We start from the raw sequence: 16,279 nt of genomic DNA, 5'->3' as shown, positions 1-16,279 counted from the left end.
AGAACGACTATATTTATGGTCGGTTTGATCGGCGGGAGTGCAGCGGATGGCGTCGTGGCAGGTGCAGGAAGCGAAGACGAAGCTGAGCGAGGTTATTGACCGCGCTATCAGCGAGGGGCCGCAGACGATCACGCGCCACGGCAAGGCGCGGGCCGTGGTGATCTCGATTGACGAATATGAGTCTCTCGCTAAGAAGCGGAGCTTCAAGGACTTTTTGCTGAACGGTCCGAGGTTCGACATCGATATCGAACGGTCGAAGGAGCTGCCGCGCGAGATTGATCTTGAGTGAGGCCGGCTATCTTCTTGATACGAATGTGGTCTCCGAGATCCGACGGAAGCAGGCGCATCGGCATGTCCGGGCGTTCGTCGATGGACTGGAAGACGACAAGATGTTCGTCAGCGCTCTGACGATCGGAGAGTTGCGGCGCGGAGCCGAGTTGAAGCGCAGATCCGATGCCGTTTTGTCCGGTCGCCTGTTCGAATGGATTGACGAGGTCGAGGCGGCGTTTTTCGATCGGGTGCTGCCGGTTGACGCAAAGGCTGCCCATATCTGGGGGGCTCTTTCAGTTCAGCGTTCTCGCCCGGTGATCGACACGCTGATCGCCGCGACCGCGTTGGCGCATAAAATGACTCTGGTGACGCGAAACGTCGCCGACGTGAAGGATACGGGCGTGGCACTGATCAATCCGTGGGCGCCAATCCCGGAACACGAATGAGGATGGTGATGAGCACGAATCAAGACCAACGAACCCTCGCCCTGAAGCGCGCCGCTTCCGAGCGCATTCTCGTGCTCGATGGCGCCATGGGGACGATGATCCAGCAGCTGAAGTTCTCGGAAGCGGATTTCCGCGGCGAGCGCTTCAAGGACTGGCATCGCGACCTCAAGGGCAATAACGACCTGCTCATCCTGACGCAGCCGGACGCCATCGAAGGCATCCACCGCCAGTATTTCGAGGCCGGCGCCGACATTGTCGAGACCAACACCTTCTCGTCGACCACCATCGCCCAGGCCGATTACGGCATGGAGGAACTGGCCTACGAGCTGAACCTCGAAGGCGCGCGCGTCGCCAAGCGGGCGGCCGATGCGGTCGCCGCCGCGACAGGGCGGCCGCGCTTCGTCGCCGGCGCCATCGGGCCGACCAACCGTACCGCCTCGATCTCGCCCGACGTCAACAATCCCGGCTTTCGCGCGGTCACCTTCGATGATCTGCGCAATGCCTATGCCGACGCGACGCGCGGGCTGGTCGATGGCGGGGCCGACATCATCCTGATCGAGACCATTTTCGACACGCTGAACGCCAAGGCGGCGGTCGCCGCCGTCGAAGATGTGTTCGACGAGAAGGGGATCGAACTGCCGGTGATGATTTCCGGCACGATCACCGACCTTTCCGGCCGCACGCTTTCCGGCCAGACGCCGACGGCGTTCTGGTATTCGCTGCGCCATGCGCGGCCGTTTTCGATCGGCCTTAATTGCGCGCTCGGCGCCCGCGAGATGCGCGCCCATATCGACGAGATTTCGCGCGTCGCCGACACGCTGGTCTGCGCCTATCCGAATGCCGGCCTGCCGAACGAATTCGGCGAATATGACGAGAGCCCGGCTGCCATGGCCGTGCTGGTCGGCGAATTCGCGCAGTCCGGCCTGGTCAACGTCGTCGGCGGCTGCTGCGGCACGACGCCGGACCACATCCACGCGATCGCCGAAGCGGTCAAGGGACTCGCGCCGCGCGTCCTGCCCACCGTCTCTCCCAAATTGCGCCTTTCCGGCCTCGAACCGTTTGAACTCGCCTCATGACCTCTTCGACCGCCGTCTTCGTCAATATCGGTGAACGCACCAACGTCACCGGCTCGGCCAAGTTTCGCAAGCTGATCACCGCCGGCGACTATTCGGCGGCGCTCGACGTCGCGCGCGAACAGGTCGCCAACGGCGCGCAGATCCTCGACGTCAACATGGACGAGGGCCTTCTCGATTCCGAAGCGGCGATGGTCACCTTCCTCAACCTGCTGGCGGCCGAGCCGGATATCGCCCGGGTGCCTGTGATGATCGACTCGTCAAAATGGTCAGTGATCGAGGCCGGCCTGAAATGCGTTCAGGGCAAGCCGATCGTCAATTCCATCTCGATGAAGGAAGGCGAGGACCAGTTCCGCGAGCAGGCGCGCAAGCTCCGCCGCTATGGCGCGGCCGTCGTCGTCATGGCTTTCGACGAGAAGGGCCAGGCCGACACGTTCGAGCGCAAGACCGAGATCTGCGCCCGCGCCTACAAAATCCTCGTCGACGAGATCGGCTATCCGCCGGAAGACATCATCTTCGATCCGAACGTCTTCGCCATCGCGACCGGCATCGAGGAGCACAATAATTACGGCGTCGACTTCATCGAGGCGACGCGCTGGATCCGCCAGAACCTGCCGCATGCGCATATTTCCGGCGGCATCTCGAACCTGTCGTTCTCGTTCCGCGGCAATGAGAGTGTTCGCGCGGCGATGCACTCGGTGTTCCTCTACTATGCCATCGCCGCCGGCATGGACATGGGCATCGTCAATGCCGGTGCTCTGCCGGTCTATGACGATATCGATCCGGAACTCCGCGGCCTCTGCGAGGACGTGATCCTCAACCGCCGCGCCGATGGCACGGAGCGGATGCTGGAGATTGCCGAGCGTTTCAAGGGCGGCGCGAGTTCCAAGAAGGAAGCGGATCTCTCCTGGCGCGAATGGCCGGTCGAGAAGCGGCTGGAGCATGCGCTGGTTTCCGGCCTGACCGATTTCATCGAGATTGACACCGAGGAGGCGCGCGCCAAGGCGAGCCGGCCGCTCGACGTCATCGAAGGCCCGCTGATGGCCGGCATGAACGTCGTCGGCGACCTGTTCGGCGCCGGCAAGATGTTCCTGCCGCAGGTGGTGAAATCCGCCCGCGTGATGAAGCAGGCCGTCGCCTATCTGATGCCGTTCATGGAGGAGGAGAAGCGCCGCCTTGGCACGACCGGTTCGTCCTCGGCGGGCAAGATCCTTCTCGCGACGGTGAAGGGCGACGTGCACGACATCGGCAAGAACATCGTCGGCGTCGTGCTCCAGTGCAACAATTTCGAGGTGATCGACCTCGGCGTCATGGTGCCTGCGGCGAAGATCCTCGCCACCGCCAAGGCCGAGAATGTCGACATCATCGGCCTCTCGGGCCTCATCACCCCCTCGCTGGACGAGATGTGCCATGTCGCGGCCGAGATGGAGCGCGAGGACTTCCATGTCCCGCTGCTGATCGGCGGCGCCACGACCTCGAAAGTGCATACCGCCGTCAAGATCCATCCGAACTACGCCAAGGGCCAGGCCGTCTATGTGCTCGACGCCAGCCGGGCCGTCGGCGTCGCGTCGAGCCTGCTCGGCCGCGACAAGGCAAGCTATGTCGCCGACGTGCAGGCCGATTATGTGAAGATCGCCGACGCGCATGCCCGCGCGCAGGAAAACAAGCGCCGCATCACGCTGGCCGCCGCCCGCGACGACGGGTTGAAGCTCGACTGGACGAACTACAAGCCGGTCAAGCCGAGCTTCCTCGGCACCAAGGTGTTCAAGGACTATCCGATCGCCGAGCTCGTCCCCTATATCGACTGGACGCCGTTCTTCTCGACCTGGGAGATCAAGGGCACCTATCCGCTGCTGTTCGAGGACGAGAAGGTCGGCGAGGTTGCCCGCTCGTTGTTCAACGACGCGCAGGCGATGCTGAAGCAGATGGTCGAGGAGAAATGGGTCTCGGCCAATGCCGTGATCGGCTTCTGGCCGGCCAACTCGGTCGGCGACGACATCGCGCTCTATGCAGACGATGCGCGCGACAAGGACCTCGCGACCTTCTTCACGCTGCGCCAGCAGATCGCCCGCTCGACCGACAAGCGCCGCCATGTCGCGCTGTCGGATTTCGTCGCGCCGAAGGAGACGGGGATCGGCGACTATGTCGGCGGCTTCGCCGTCACCACCGGCATCGGCGAGGAAGTCATGGCGGAACGCTTCAACCGCTCCAATGATGATTACTCGAAGATCCTGAGCCAGGCGCTGACAGACCGTCTGGCGGAAGCCTTTGCCGAGCGGATGCACCAGCGCGTGCGGCGCGAATTCTGGGGCTATGCGGCCGACGAGACGCTGACCAACGAGGAACTGATCCGCGAGAGCTATGCCGGCATTCGCCCGGCGCCCGGCTATCCGGCCCAGCCCGACCATACCGAGAAGCGGACGCTGTTCGACCTGCTCGACGCGGAGAAGCAGGCCGGCATCCTGCTGACCGAGAGCTTCGCCATGTGGCCAGGCTCGTCCGTCTCGGGCCTCTATATCGGCCATCCCGAAAGCTATTATTTCGGCGTTGGCCGGATCGAGGCCGATCAGGTCGCCGATTATGCCGCCCGCAAGGGCTGGGAACTGCGCGAGGCCGAGCGCTGGCTGGCGCCGGTGTTGAACTACGATCCGATCCGGGTCGAAGCGGCCGAATAGGCCTTAGCCTGCATGCCGTTGACGAAGGACGGCATGCAGGCCTCTCGCCCCGAACGGGTCTGGCACCGGGCTCCGAATCCGCTAGGGACAGCCTTTGTCCTCCCCGGCTTTCCGTCTCAGAAGCAATCCCATGTCGGCCACATTTACCGCCACCGGCTTTCGCCGCGGCTTCCTCGAAGGCCTTGCGCTGTTCCCCGGCATGGTCGCCTTCGGCGTCGTGTTCGGCGTGCTGGCCGGCCAGGTCGGCATCTCGATCCTGGGCGCGGCCTCGATGAGCGTCTTTGTCTATGCCGGCACGGCGCAGCTTCTGGCGCTGCATGCCTGGGGCGCGCCCGACCTGCTGGTCGCCGTGGTCGTGGCGGTTATTGCCATGAATTCGCGCTACGTGCTGTTCGGGGCGGCGATGCAGCCCTGGATGCGCGGGCTTTCGCCCTGGATTGCCTATCCGTCGATGTTCCTGATGGTCGATGCCAATTGGGCGACGGCGATGCAGGAGCGCGATGCGGGGCGTCGCGACGTCGCCGTATTCGCGGGGCTTGGGCTTGGCTGCATGGTCGGCTGGGTCGCCGGGACGATCGCCGGTACCGGCTTCGGCCAGCTTCTTGGCGATACGCGTCGGCTCGGGCTCGATTTCTTCCTGCCGGCCTTCTTCCTGTCGCTTGCGTGCGGCTTCTGGAAGGGCAGGGGCGACGTGTTGCCATTTGTCGTGGGCGGCCTGGTGGCTATCGTCTGCGACCGCTTCGTCGGCGGTTCCTGGCACGTGCTGGCCGGCGGCCTTGCAGGCAGTCTGGCCGCGGCCTTCGCGCCCCGTTCGGCAACGGACGCGGCGCCGGGGCCGAAGCCGGAGGGCGAATAGCATGTCGCTCGATCCGAACACCACAGCCGGCTTTGCGCTCATCGTTACCGCGATGGCGATCTCCGCCTATCTGACGCGGATCGCCGGCTTCTTCCTCATGCGTTTCGTGGTGGTGACGCCGCGGGTGGAGGCCTGGCTGCGGGCCTTGCCGCTGGCCATCATGGGCTCCATCCTCGGCCCGATCGCCATGCATGGCGGCCCGGCCGAATATGCGGCTTTCGCGGCAACGGCCGCCGTCTACTTCTGGCGGCGCAGCGACATTCTGGCGGCGTTTGCGGGCATGGCGGTGGTGGCGGGAAGCCGCTGGGCGTTCGGGCTGTAGGATGGGGTGAGCCTGATCGCAGGCAGACCCTCACCGCAACCCTTTCCCGCAAGCGGTAGAGGGGCGGTTCGAGCCCGGTCTCAGCGTTGACGTCTCAAAATCACAAAGAACCCTCGCCCGCTTGCGGGAAAGGGTTGGGTGAGAAACTTGCTGGCCATTTGACAGTACAACTCAACCCGCCAAGCAATGGCTCGGCAACTTTCGGTCGAGTACGCTGTCAAGAATACAATGTCGCGGGAGGACTCAGATCGCTCCCAATACGATGGCCGCGACGAACAGAAAAGCGGCGCTCACGGCGAGCAGATGGAACGGTTTTGCGAGGCTCATGGACATCTCCCGGGTCTCTCTTACACGCCCAACTTCGAGCTTAAGTATTAACTCGATCGTCCCTTCGAGCAAGGCCCCAACTTGCGGGTTTCGCCGCTAAGTCGGCGCAATCCTGCCATGAATGGGCTAAGCCGTGGAATAATCTCCCAAATCCCTCGGTGGAAAAACGTGCAGGCAGTGGCTTTGTTCCGCTGCAATCTCGCCTCAATCGTCAACGGGATTCCGCTCTCGGCAGCGGGGAGGGAGAGGCGCCGCAGGGATGCCGGCCTCCCCGGTAACGTTCCGGAAACCGCGCCTCTCAATCGTTTCTTATGGTTTCGCTGCGACCGTCCCGGCATGAAAACAGGGCCGGAAAACCAGCATGGATGATCGCCGGACGGAGGCAGCCCACCAGACCGCGCCGGCGCGGCGGGCTGAGCTTCTTGCCTCCATCACCGATCTGTTCGGCAGCGCCGGCGCGGCCGTTTCGCCGCCGACGGCCGCGCTGTTTTCCGAAATCATCCTCGGCGTGTTCGACGACATGCGGCCCGACGAGAGGGCCGTGCTGGTCGAGCGGATTGCTGCTTTGCCCAATGCGCCGGCCGAGGTGCTGCGGTTCCTCGCCTTGCGCGAGATCGAGGCGGCCGAACCGGTGCTGCGCCGCTCCTTCGCCTTCGAGGAGGCCGATCTCGCCGCGCTCGCCGCTACCCTGCCGCATGACCGCCTCTGCGCCATCGCCACGCGCGCCCAGGTGCCGGAGGCGGTTTCGGACGCCTTGCTCGACCGGGGCGACCGCGCCGTCCTGCGGCTGCTGGCGCAGAATCCGGGCGCGCGGTTCTCGCAGCACGGATTGGCCATCCTGGTCCATGAGGCGACGCAGAAGCTGGCACAGCGCCAGGCGGCCGCCCGCGAGAGCGACGAAGAGCGCGGCCAGATGCTGGATATCCGCTCCGCGCCGCCGGTGCCGCGGTCTCGCCGTTCGTTCGCCGCGCCCTCGGAGAGCGGCGTCGTCATCGCCTTCCCGACGCGCACGCGCTCCCGGCCTGGGGACGACCACTCGGACGAGACGGCCGCCGCTCCCAATGCGGTGGCCGAGGTGATTGCGACCGTCGCTTCGGGCGACCGGATGATGGAAGTCGCGGGCCTGCTCGCCGGGTCCGCCGGGCTGCCGGTCGAACTGGTGCGTCGGATGATCGCCAAGCCCGATACCATGCCGCTCGCCGTGCTCTGTAAGGCCGCCGGTGTCAGCGACGAGACGTTCGCGGCGATCGCCGCGATTCGCGGCCGCCGCCATGGCCATTCGGCCGAGGCGATCGAAACGCTGGTCCGCGCCTATCAGGCGCTGGGCCAGGACGACGCCGCCCATACGCTGCGCTTCCTGCAGGCGCGCCAGGCTTCCGACGAAGCAGCCGCCATGCCCGCCCAGCAGAATCCCGCCCTCTGACGCCATCGGGGTTCCCGTACCGGCTGGGCGCTGATAGCGTCTGCCGGCCAACGGCCATACGGGATCGCGAAACGATGGATCGCTTCGAAACCGCCCGCGACGCAGCCTACAAGCTTCGTCCGGATCAGCCGCTCTACTGCTTCCGCCCGAGCGTGCTTCGGGCCGATGCGCTGGCGTTCAAATCCGCTTTTCCCGGCCGCCTGGCCTATGCCGTCAAGACGAATGGCGAGCCGCTGGTGCTGCAGACGCTCGCGGATGCCGGGGTCGATTGCTTCGACGTCGCATCGCCGGCTGAATTCGCCGCCGCTCGCGCCGTGGCGCCCGATGCCGAGCTTCTCTACATGCATCCGGTCAAGGCGCAGTCGGACATCCGGCTGGCGCTGGAGACCTATGGCATCCGCGTCATCGCCCTCGACCACGAGGACGAGATCGCCAAGATCGTCCGCATCGTGCGGGCGCTCGATCTCGACCCGGAAGAGATCACGCTGTTCGTGCGCCTGGCGACGCGCGGGCACGCCGCCTATGAGCTTTCCAAGAAATTCGGCGCGGCGCCCGGCCACGCGGTCGAACTGGTCGAGCGGATCGGCAAGCTCGGCTTCAAGGTCGGGCTCTGCTTCCATGTCGGCAGCCAGGTCGAGGATACCGATACCTATGAGCGGGCGCTGGCCTCGGCCGCCTGGGTGCGGTCGCGCGCCAGCGTCGATATCGCCGCGCTCGACATTGGCGGCGGCTTTCCGGCCGCCTATGGCAGCGATCCCCGGCGCAAGCAGGTGGTGCGGCCCGAAACCGGCGCGCTGATCGCCGACGTGGTGCGCGAGGCGCAGGAATGGGGCTTTGGCGACGTGCCGCTGGTGGCCGAGCCCGGCCGGGTCATCGTCGCGCGCTGCCTCTCGGTCGTGGTGCGCGTGCTGCTGAAGAAGGGCAGGCGGCTCTACATCAATGACGGCATCTGGTCGTCGCTGTCGGATTCCTGGACCGGCAAGATCACGCTGCCGGCGCGCCATCTGCCCGATCCCGCCCGCCGCCAGCGCAGCGGCGACGGCGACAAGATCGTGCCGTTCCGGGTCTGCGGCGCGACCTGCGATTCCGTCGACATCCTCTCGCGTCCGTTCTACCTGCCGGAGACGATCGGCATGGGCGACTGGATCGAGATCGGCCATATCGGCGCCTATTCGCTGTCGCTGCGCACCCATTTCAACGGCTTCTATCCCGACAGCTTCGTCGAGGTGACGACTCCGTTCGAGGCGGCGGGTCCGGTCGAAGGCTTCGCCTCGATCGAGACGATGGGCGAGTAGCGCGCACCCCCGAAAGACCATCCCTGGTTGCGGGTATGGTTGACCATTCTTTAAGAGCTTCGGCCGCATTCTACGCGCATGTTCAGTTGCGTAGCGTTGCGTACCGCGTCGGTGCTCGCTCTTGTCTCGCTCTCCGGCTGTGCCCTCAACTTCCTCGGGGAAGAAAGGGAAAGCTGGCGGGATGCGACGGAGCGAGCCTGTTACGCGCAGAAACTGGTCGTCCCTTCCTACTTCCAGCGCCCGGCGAAGGAAGTGGATGGGAAAGGCACGTGCGGCATCGAACGGCCGCTTAAGGTCAACGCCTTCGAGCGGGGCGTCGTCGCGGTCACCGGTGGCGATGTGGTGCTGGGCTGCATGATGACCAACGCCATGGAGCGCTGGATCCGCGAGTCGGTGCAGCCGGCGGCGCAGGCCCGCTTCGCCATGCCGGTCACCGAAGTGCTCACCATGGGCACTTATGCCTGCCGGTCGCGCAACAACCGCCACGGCGCCAAGCTTTCCGAACACGCCTTCGCCAACGCCTTCGACGTCGCCGGCTTCCGACTGGCCGATGGCCGCACGATCCGGGTCAAGAGCGACTGGCGGCGCGGCGATCCGGCCAGCCAGGCCTTCCTGCGCGAGGCGCTGATTTCGGCCTGCGGCTATTTCACGACCGTGCTCGGCCCGGGCTCGAACCGGCTGCACGAAGACCACATCCACATCGATCTCGCGCGCCACAATGCCAGCGGCACGTCGCGCTATTGCCGGCCGAAGCTGGACATGCCGGGACCGACGCCGCTCGATCCGAATGCCGGCATCCCGATGGCGACCTTGCTGCAGACGCCGGCGCCCGCCGCTCCCGCCAATATGGAGCAGCGCGCGTTCACCTATCGCTTCGATGACAATCTCGGCGCGCCCGACGCGGAGGCGCCTTATCCGGGCGACCAGATCCGTGCCGGCGAGGTGCCGTCCGTCCCGGCATCCGGCCCCTATACGCCGCCGGCCAGCATTCCGATGTCCTATGCGCAGTAGCGCAAGTGATTTGCGTCACAGCATGACCTAACGTCACATTGTACTCCGCCCTCCCTCTAGGGATTTGAGGAGTTTGATGATGACCGCCACCACAACCGTCTACGTCGACGAGACGCGCTACAATCTCTACGCCAGCATCCACAAGGGCCTGCGCCGCGCCCAGGGACAGCTGATGACCCGCCTCGGCGCGATCGATCCGCTCAACGACGCCGACGTCGCGGGCCTGTTGCAGGATATGCGCCTGATGGTGACGATGGGGCGCAAGCATCTCCATCACGAGAACATCTTCATCCACACCGAGATCGAAACGCGCCGTGTCGGCGCGACGACGCGGCTGGTCGACGACCACGACCATCACGAGCGCGATTTCGACGAGTTGGAGACGCGGTTCCGCCAGATCGAGGCTGCGCCGCCCGAGCGCCGCTCGCCGATGCTGCGCGCGCTCTATCTGCGCTACACGGAATTCCTGGCGCATGATTTCGAGCACATGATCGAGGAGGAGACGGAAACGCTCTCGCTCCTGCACCGCCTGTTCAACGACGGCGAACTGGCCGCGATCGAGGGCCGCATCGTCGGCTCGGTCGAGCCCGGCATGATGATGGAGTTCATCCGCATCATGATCCCCGCAATGAACCCGGCCGAACGGCTCGGCATGCTGGGCGGCATGAAGGCCGCCATGCCCGTGCCGGTCTTCGCGGCGGTGGTCGACATGGGCGTCAAGCCGGTGCTCGCCCCGTCCGACTGGCACGCGCTGGAACAGGCGCTTGCCAAGGCGGCGTAAGGCGTGGGGCGGGGGGCTTTTCTTTCCGCCCAAACACCCGCCCTTCATCACCAAGACTCCGTCATCCCCGCGAAGGCGGGAATCCATTCAGCCTGGTTCCCGGGAGACAGCCTCCCTACGCCTCGGCTGAATGGATCCCGGGTCTCCGCCCGGGATGACGACAGAGGGTGGGGTGGCAGTGGAGACAGGTGAAGTGAGACCGCTGTTCGGCTATCTCGCCCGTCCAAACCCTCCGCCCGTCGGGGTCGTGACGATCACCGCCTCGCCAGGCTGGAGCACCGTCTGGTCGCAGCCTTCCAGTGCTTCGATCCGGCCGTCGTTCCGGCGCACTTCGGTCTTGCCGAGGGCGCCGGGCGCTCCGCCCATCAGTCCGTGCGGCGCGACAAGCCGATGCGAGGCGAGGATGGCGCATTCCATTTCTTCCAGGAACCGGATCGTCCGCTTGGTGCCGCCGCCGGCCGACCATTGGCCCCGGCCACCCGAGCCTTCGCGAATATGGAAATCCTCGAGCAGGACAGGGAACCGGAACTCCAGCACTTCCGGGTCGGTCAGGCGCGAATTGGTCATGTGGACATGCACGGCGTCGACGCCGTCGAAGCCGGTGCCGTCATTGAACACGCCGGCCGGCGCGCCGGAGCAGAGCGTCTCGTAATATTGATAGGTCTGGTTGCCGAAGGTGAGGTTGTTCATCGAGCCCTGCGACGACGACAGCGCCCCCAGCGCGCCAAACAGGGCGTTGGTCACCTGCTGGCTGGTCTCGACATTGCCGGCCACGACGGCGGCCGGATAGCGCGGCGCTAGCATCGAGCCCTCGGGGATGATGATGTGGATCGGCCGGAGGCAGCCGGCATTCATCGGAATGTCCCCCTCCACCATGACGCGGAAGGCATAGAGGACCGCAGCCCGCGTGACCGGTTCGGGGGCGTTGAAATTGGTTGGCTGCTGCGGGCTGGTGCCGGTGAAATCGACCGTCGCCTCGCGCTTTTCCCGGTCGACGCGGATCTTGACCCGGATGACCGCGCCCTGGTCGGTCTCGACCGCGAATTCGGAATCCTTGAGGCTGCCCAGCACCCGCCGCACGCTTTCGGCGGCATTGTCCTGCACATGGCCCATATAGGCGGTGACAACGTCGAGCCCGAAATGCTCGACGATCCGGCGCAGTTCCTGCACGCCCTTCTCGTTGGCGGCGATCTGCGCCTTCAGATCGGCAACGTTCTGCGTGACGTTGCGGACCGGGTAGGGGTGGTTGGTCAGAAGCTCCACCAACTCGGCCTCGCGGAAACGGCCGCGATCGACAAGGACAAAATTGTCGATGAGGACGCCTTCCTCGTCGACGGTGGTGGCGCGCGGCGTCATCGAGCCGGGGGCGGTGCCGCCGATATCGGCATGGTGGCCGCGGCTGGCGACAAAGAACAGGATTTCCTCGCCCGCGTCGTCGAAGACCGGCGAGACGACGGTGATGTCCGGCAGGTGGGTGCCGCCATTATAGGGCGCGTTCAGCGCATAGACGTCGCCCGGCCGCATCGCCTCCCGGTTCAGCTCGATGATCGTTTCGACCGAGCGGTCCATCGAGCCCAGATGCACCGGCATATGCGGCGCGTTGGCGACGAGAGCACCCGTCGCGTCGAACACGGCGCAGGAGAAATCCAGCCGCTCCTTGATATTCACCGAATAGGCGGTGTTCTGCAGCGTCACGCCCATCTGCTCGGCGATCGACATGAAGAGGTTGTTGAACACCTCCAGCATGACGGGGTCGGCATCCGTGCCGATGGCATGGCTGCGGTCGAGCGCCTCCACCCGCGTCAGCACGACATGGTCGCGGGGCGAGATCGCCGCCTGCCAGCCGGGCTCGACGATGATGGTCTGGTGCGGCTCGATGATGAGGGCAGGGCCTGGGACGATCGCGCCACGCGAGAGGCTTTCGCGCACGAAGATTCGGGCCGGGTGGGTCGCGCCGCCGGAAAAGATCGAGACCGTCTCGGAGGGCTGTGGCCGGCTCTCCGGCGCGTCGAGCGCGGGCTCCTCGATCGAAGCTCCGCCGCCGACCGCCTCGACCTCCAGGCTCTCGACGACGATCGCCTTGCCCTCGAAGACAAAGCCGAACTGCTTCCTGTGGGCGTCCTCGAAGGCGGCGAGGATTGTTTCCATGGGCAGCCAACGGGAAGCAAGACCCTCACCCCAGCCCTCTCCCGCAAGCGGGCGAGGGGGCTGGCCGTGGGCTGCATCGACGGGGGAGCCCGGCTGGTTAGCGAGGTGGGGGCTGGGCTCGACGTCTGTCGGCGAAACGCCTCCCTCTCCTGCCTGCGGGAGAGGGTTGGGGTGAGGGACTTGCTGCAAGACCTCGACCGGGATCGGCGTATCCGTCCCGTCATAGCGGAGATGCGCGCGGATGAAGGTCTCGGCCGCCTCGACGCCCTGCTGCGTAAGTTCGGCTTGAACCTCGTCGGTGAGCGACGCGGCGAGCGCCTGTAACTCTGGCAGCGCTTCGGGCGCCAGCTTCTGGACCACCGCCTGGCTGCGGCTGGCGCGGATGTCGGCGAGGCCCATGCCATAGGCGGAGAGAATGCCGGAGAAGGGATGCACCAGTACCGTCGTCATTCCGAGCGCATCGGCGACCCGGCAGGCGCTCTGGCCGCCGGCGCCGCCGAAGCAGTTCAGCGCGTAGTCGGTCACGTCATAGCCGCGCTGGACCGAGATCTTCTTGATGGCGTTGGCCATGTTCTCGACCGCGATGCGCAGGAAGCCGTCGGCGATCTCCTCAGGCCGGCGGCCGTCGCCGATCTCGGCGGCCAGCGCCTCGAAGCGCTCGCGCACGATCGCGGCATCGAGCGGCTGGTCGCGGCCGGGTCCGAAGATTTTTGGAAAATGTTCCGGCCGCAATTTGCCGGTCATGACATTGGCGTCGGTGACGGCCAGCGGGCCGCCGCGCCGATAGCTGGCGGGGCCGGGATCGGCGCCGGCCGAATCCGGGCCGACGCGGAACCGCCCGGCTTCATAATGCAGGATCGACCCGCCGCCGGCGGCGACGGTATGGATGCGCATCATCGGCGCGCGCATGCGCACGCCCGCGACTTCCGTCTCGAACGAACGCTCATAGACGCCGTCATAATGCGAGACGTCGGTGGACGTGCCGCCCATGTCGAAGCCGATCACCTGACTAAAGCCCGCCTGCCGCGCCGTCTCGACCGCCGCGACGACGCCGCCGGCCGGGCCCGATAGAATGGCGTCCTTGCCGCGAAACAACTCCGCCGCCGTCAGGCCGCCCGACGACATCATGAACATCAGCCGCGGTGAGGGCTCACCGGCGACGCCGAGTTCCCCCGCCACCTGCTCGACATAGCGGCGCAGGATCGGCGAGAGATAGGCGTCGACCACCGTCGTGTCGCCGCGCCCGACCAGCTTCATCAGCGGCGAGATCTCGTGGCTGACCGAGATCTGCGGGAAGCCGACGCGGCGCGCGAGTTCCGCGACGCGGGCTTCATGCTCGGGATATTTCCACGCATGCATGAACACGATGGCGACCGAGCGGATGCCGCTGGCATAGGCGTCGCGCAACGCCGTCTCCACCGCGGTCGGATCGGGCTCCGCCTCGACCGTGCCGTCGACGCGGACGCGTTCGGCGACCTCGACGACGCGTTCGTAGAGCAGTTCCGGCTTGATGATCTTCTTGGCGAAGATGTCCGGCCGCGCCTGGTAGCCGATCGCCAGCGCGTCGCGAAATCCCCGGGTGATCAGGAGGAGCGTTCGATCGCCCTTGCGCTCCAGCAGGGCGTTGGTGGCGACCGTCGTGCCCATCTTGACCGTGGCGATCGCGCCTTGCGGGATCGGCTCGCCCCGGGCGAGGCCCATCAGTTCGCGAATGCCCTGCACGGCGGCGTCGCGATAGGCCTCGGGGTTTTCCGAAAGCAGTTTGTGGGCGCGGATGCGGCCTTCGGGATCGCGGGCGACGATGTCGGTGAAGGTGCCGCCGCGATCGATCCAGAAGTCCCACTGCGTCATCGTCCTGCCCTTCGCGCGATTGAAGCCCGGGCGCATGAGTAAGGCTCGGGCGGCGTCCGTCAATCCGTCACGGCATGGGGCTTCGCGGTTGCTGGCGCGGGACGCAACGGTCCCCGTGAGATCCGGGGGCGACCGATGTGCGCGACACCCTGGACTCTCGCGCTCGGCGAGCGAGATGCTTATGGTTCGCCCATGACAATCTGGCAACGACTCGGCGATCTCATTCGCCAGCTTCCTGGGTCCTGCACCATCGGCCGGGCCCTGGACGATCTCATCGAGACCGTGCGCACGGCGCTCAGCGGTTCCCCCGTCGAGCGGCGGCAGGTGGCGTTTTCCGTGTCGATGATCGCGCTTTCGGCCAAGATGGCCAAGGCCGACGGCGTCGTGACGCGCGATGAAGTTGCAGCGTTCGAGCAGCTGTTCGATATCCCGCCCACCGAGCACCAGAACGTGGCGCGGCTGTTCAACCTGGCCAAGCAGGACGTCGCCGGCTTCGATGCCTATGCGCGCAAGCTTGCCAGCCTGTTCGACCCCGGCTCCAGCGTGTTCGAGGATATCGTCGACGGCCTGTTCCATATCGCCAAGGCCGACGGCATGGTGCACCAGGACGAGCTGGCCTTCCTTGACCATGTCGCGTCGATCTTCGGCATCAGCGAGGCCGCCTTCGCTCGCATCCGCAGCCGCCATATCGTGCCGGAGGAGGGCGATCCTTATCTCATCCTAGGCATCGATCGCGGCGCCTCCAACGACGACGTGAAGCGCCATTATCGCCGCATCGTCTCCGAGACGCATCCCGACAAGCTGATTGCGCGCGGCGTGCCGGCCGAATTCCTGGCGATTGCCACCGCCAAGCTTGCCGCACTGAACGGTGCCTATGACCGCATCCGGCGCGAGCGGGCCTTTGCATGATGGAGAAAGACGTGGCTGACGCGGCGATTCCCGGCGTGACCCTGCCGGATATGGTGTGGCGGCCGTCGCCCAATTTCGGCCCGCGCGCCGAGGGCGCCGCGATCGATATCCTGCTGCTGCATTATACTGACATGAAGACGGCCGAGGCGGCGATCCAGCTGCTGTCGGATCCGGCCTCGCAGGTTTCCTGCCACTATGTCGTCGCCGAGGACGGGACCATCACCCAGCTGGTGCGCGAGGCCGATCGGGCGTGGCATGCCGGCGTCTCTTCCTGGCATGGCGAAGGCGATATCAACTCCAGGTCGGTTGGGATCGAGATCGCCAATCTGGGGCATGACCACGGATATCCCGATTTCCCCGACGTCCAGATCGAATCCGTGATCGCGCTGGCCTGCGACATTTGCGCTCGACACAAAATTCGTCCGGAACGAATCCTGGCGCACTCCGACGTGGCTCCGGCTCGCAAGCGCGACCCCGGGGAGAAGTTCCCATGGGGCCGCCTGGCTTCTGCGGGGGTCGGCCATTACGTCGAGCCGGAACCGATTCGAGGCGGTCGTTTTTTTAGCGCCGGTGAAAGCGGGGCGCCCATCGAAGCGCTGCAGGCGATGCTGGCGCTCTACGGCTATCCCCTTCAGATCTCTGGAAATTACGATCTCGCGACCGAACAGGTCGTGACGGCCTTCCAGCGGCATTTCCGTCCGGAGCGGGTCGACGGAATCGCCGATTCCTCGACGATTGCGACGCTGCACCGGCTCGCGCGGGCGCTCGCCGAGACGCGTTGATTGTCGCTACGGAAGGATAATATCGGTTAGTCGGCTAACCGATTACGGGGCGGCGATGGTCGATCACGAAATATTAAAGCCTGTAATCTGATTTCAATTCCGGTGCCCCA

Annotated in this window: 11 protein-coding genes and 1 pseudogene; 11 read left to right on the top strand and 1 reads right to left on the bottom strand. The window is 65.6% G+C overall.

Features of this window, described 5'->3' with window-relative positions:
* Positions 1–46: 46 nt before the first annotated feature.
* The 9 genes and pseudogenes from ACHMWQ_RS19940 (at position 47) to ACHMWQ_RS19900 (ending at position 10,479) form a co-directional block, all read left to right on the top strand.
* Positions 47–289 (top strand): type II toxin-antitoxin system Phd/YefM family antitoxin, encoded by a 243-nt coding sequence (locus tag ACHMWQ_RS19940; protein WP_396308800.1) that lies wholly within the window; start codon positions 47–49, stop codon positions 287–289.
* Entirely contained in the window at positions 282–716 is a 435-nt protein-coding gene (locus ACHMWQ_RS19935; RefSeq protein WP_396308799.1) for a type II toxin-antitoxin system VapC family toxin, read from the top strand. Before ACHMWQ_RS19940 ends, ACHMWQ_RS19935 begins: the two co-directional genes overlap by 8 nt.
* A gap of 8 nt (positions 717–724) precedes the next feature.
* Positions 725–4,464 (top strand): annotated as a pseudogene (metH, locus tag ACHMWQ_RS19930) (methionine synthase).
* 130 nt (positions 4,465–4,594) lie between these two features.
* Positions 4,595–5,320 carry an AzlC family ABC transporter permease gene (locus tag ACHMWQ_RS19925; RefSeq protein WP_396308798.1) on the top strand — a complete coding sequence of 242 codons (726 nt, stop codon included), beginning with the start codon at positions 4,595–4,597 and terminating at the stop codon, positions 5,318–5,320.
* A gap of 1 nt (position 5,321) precedes the next feature.
* Positions 5,322–5,642 carry an AzlD family protein gene (locus ACHMWQ_RS19920; RefSeq protein ID WP_396308797.1) on the top strand — a complete coding sequence of 107 codons (321 nt, stop codon included), beginning with the start codon at positions 5,322–5,324 and terminating at the stop codon, positions 5,640–5,642.
* A gap of 688 nt (positions 5,643–6,330) precedes the next feature.
* Positions 6,331–7,392: a DUF2336 domain-containing protein gene (locus ACHMWQ_RS19915; RefSeq protein WP_396308796.1), complete on the top strand. Its 1,062-nt coding sequence runs from the start codon at positions 6,331–6,333 to the stop codon at positions 7,390–7,392.
* Positions 7,393–7,466: 74 nt separating this feature from the next.
* The gene (locus tag ACHMWQ_RS19910) at positions 7,467–8,687 is read left to right on the top strand and encodes an alanine racemase (RefSeq protein WP_396308795.1); all 1,221 of its coding nucleotides are present in this window, start codon (positions 7,467–7,469) and stop codon (positions 8,685–8,687) included.
* A 78-nt stretch (positions 8,688–8,765) separates the two neighbouring features.
* Positions 8,766–9,698 (top strand): extensin family protein, encoded by a 933-nt coding sequence (locus ACHMWQ_RS19905; protein ID WP_396308794.1) that lies wholly within the window; start codon positions 8,766–8,768, stop codon positions 9,696–9,698.
* A gap of 79 nt (positions 9,699–9,777) precedes the next feature.
* Positions 9,778–10,479: a hypothetical protein gene (locus tag ACHMWQ_RS19900; protein ID WP_396308793.1), complete on the top strand. Its 702-nt coding sequence runs from the start codon at positions 9,778–9,780 to the stop codon at positions 10,477–10,479.
* 210 nt (positions 10,480–10,689) lie between these two features.
* On the opposite strand, the gene ACHMWQ_RS19895 is transcribed toward ACHMWQ_RS19900, so the two are convergent.
* On the bottom strand, positions 10,690–14,478 hold the full coding sequence (locus ACHMWQ_RS19895; protein ID WP_396308792.1) for a hydantoinase B/oxoprolinase family protein: 3,789 nt from the start codon (positions 14,476–14,478) through the stop codon (positions 10,690–10,692).
* Positions 14,479–14,670: 192 nt separating this feature from the next.
* On the opposite strand from ACHMWQ_RS19895, the gene ACHMWQ_RS19890 reads away from it, so the two are divergent.
* Both ACHMWQ_RS19890 and ACHMWQ_RS19885 read left to right on the top strand, forming a co-directional pair.
* On the top strand, positions 14,671–15,387 hold the full coding sequence (locus ACHMWQ_RS19890) for a DnaJ family molecular chaperone (RefSeq protein WP_354550427.1): 717 nt from the start codon (positions 14,671–14,673) through the stop codon (positions 15,385–15,387).
* A 50-nt stretch (positions 15,388–15,437) separates the two neighbouring features.
* Positions 15,438–16,169: an N-acetylmuramoyl-L-alanine amidase gene (locus tag ACHMWQ_RS19885; protein ID WP_354551635.1), complete on the top strand. Its 732-nt coding sequence runs from the start codon at positions 15,438–15,440 to the stop codon at positions 16,167–16,169.
* Positions 16,170–16,279 lie beyond the last annotated feature (110 nt).

Origin of the sequence: Kaistia sp. UC242_56 (assembly GCF_044452255.1) — a bacterium.
GTDB classification, from domain to species: Bacteria; Pseudomonadota; Alphaproteobacteria; order Rhizobiales; family Kaistiaceae; genus Kaistia; species Kaistia defluvii_A.
Note: the sequence above shows the minus strand (reverse complement) of the source record. Positions and strands in the feature narration are given on the sequence as shown.

What these genes read in the sequence shown, in the direction of transcription:
- ACHMWQ_RS19940 (WP_396308800.1), top strand. Translation starts at nt 47, where the DNA reads ATGGCGTCGTGGCAGGTGCAGGAAGCGAAGACGAAGCTGAGCGAGGTT.
- ACHMWQ_RS19925 (WP_396308798.1), top strand. Translation starts at nt 4,595, where the DNA reads ATGTCGGCCACATTTACCGCCACCGGCTTTCGCCGCGGCTTCCTCGAA.
- ACHMWQ_RS19920 (WP_396308797.1), top strand. Translation starts at nt 5,322, where the DNA reads ATGTCGCTCGATCCGAACACCACAGCCGGCTTTGCGCTCATCGTTACC.
- ACHMWQ_RS19915 (WP_396308796.1), top strand. Translation starts at nt 6,331, where the DNA reads ATGGATGATCGCCGGACGGAGGCAGCCCACCAGACCGCGCCGGCGCGG.
- ACHMWQ_RS19910 (WP_396308795.1), top strand. Translation starts at nt 7,467, where the DNA reads ATGGATCGCTTCGAAACCGCCCGCGACGCAGCCTACAAGCTTCGTCCG.
- ACHMWQ_RS19905 (WP_396308794.1), top strand. Translation starts at nt 8,766, where the DNA reads ATGTTCAGTTGCGTAGCGTTGCGTACCGCGTCGGTGCTCGCTCTTGTC.
- ACHMWQ_RS19900 (WP_396308793.1), top strand. Translation starts at nt 9,778, where the DNA reads ATGACCGCCACCACAACCGTCTACGTCGACGAGACGCGCTACAATCTC.
- ACHMWQ_RS19895 (WP_396308792.1), bottom strand. Translation starts at nt 14,478, where the DNA reads ATGACGCAGTGGGACTTCTGGATCGATCGCGGCGGCACCTTCACCGAC.
- ACHMWQ_RS19890 (WP_354550427.1), top strand. Translation starts at nt 14,671, where the DNA reads ATGACAATCTGGCAACGACTCGGCGATCTCATTCGCCAGCTTCCTGGG.
- ACHMWQ_RS19885 (WP_354551635.1), top strand. Translation starts at nt 15,438, where the DNA reads ATGGTGTGGCGGCCGTCGCCCAATTTCGGCCCGCGCGCCGAGGGCGCC.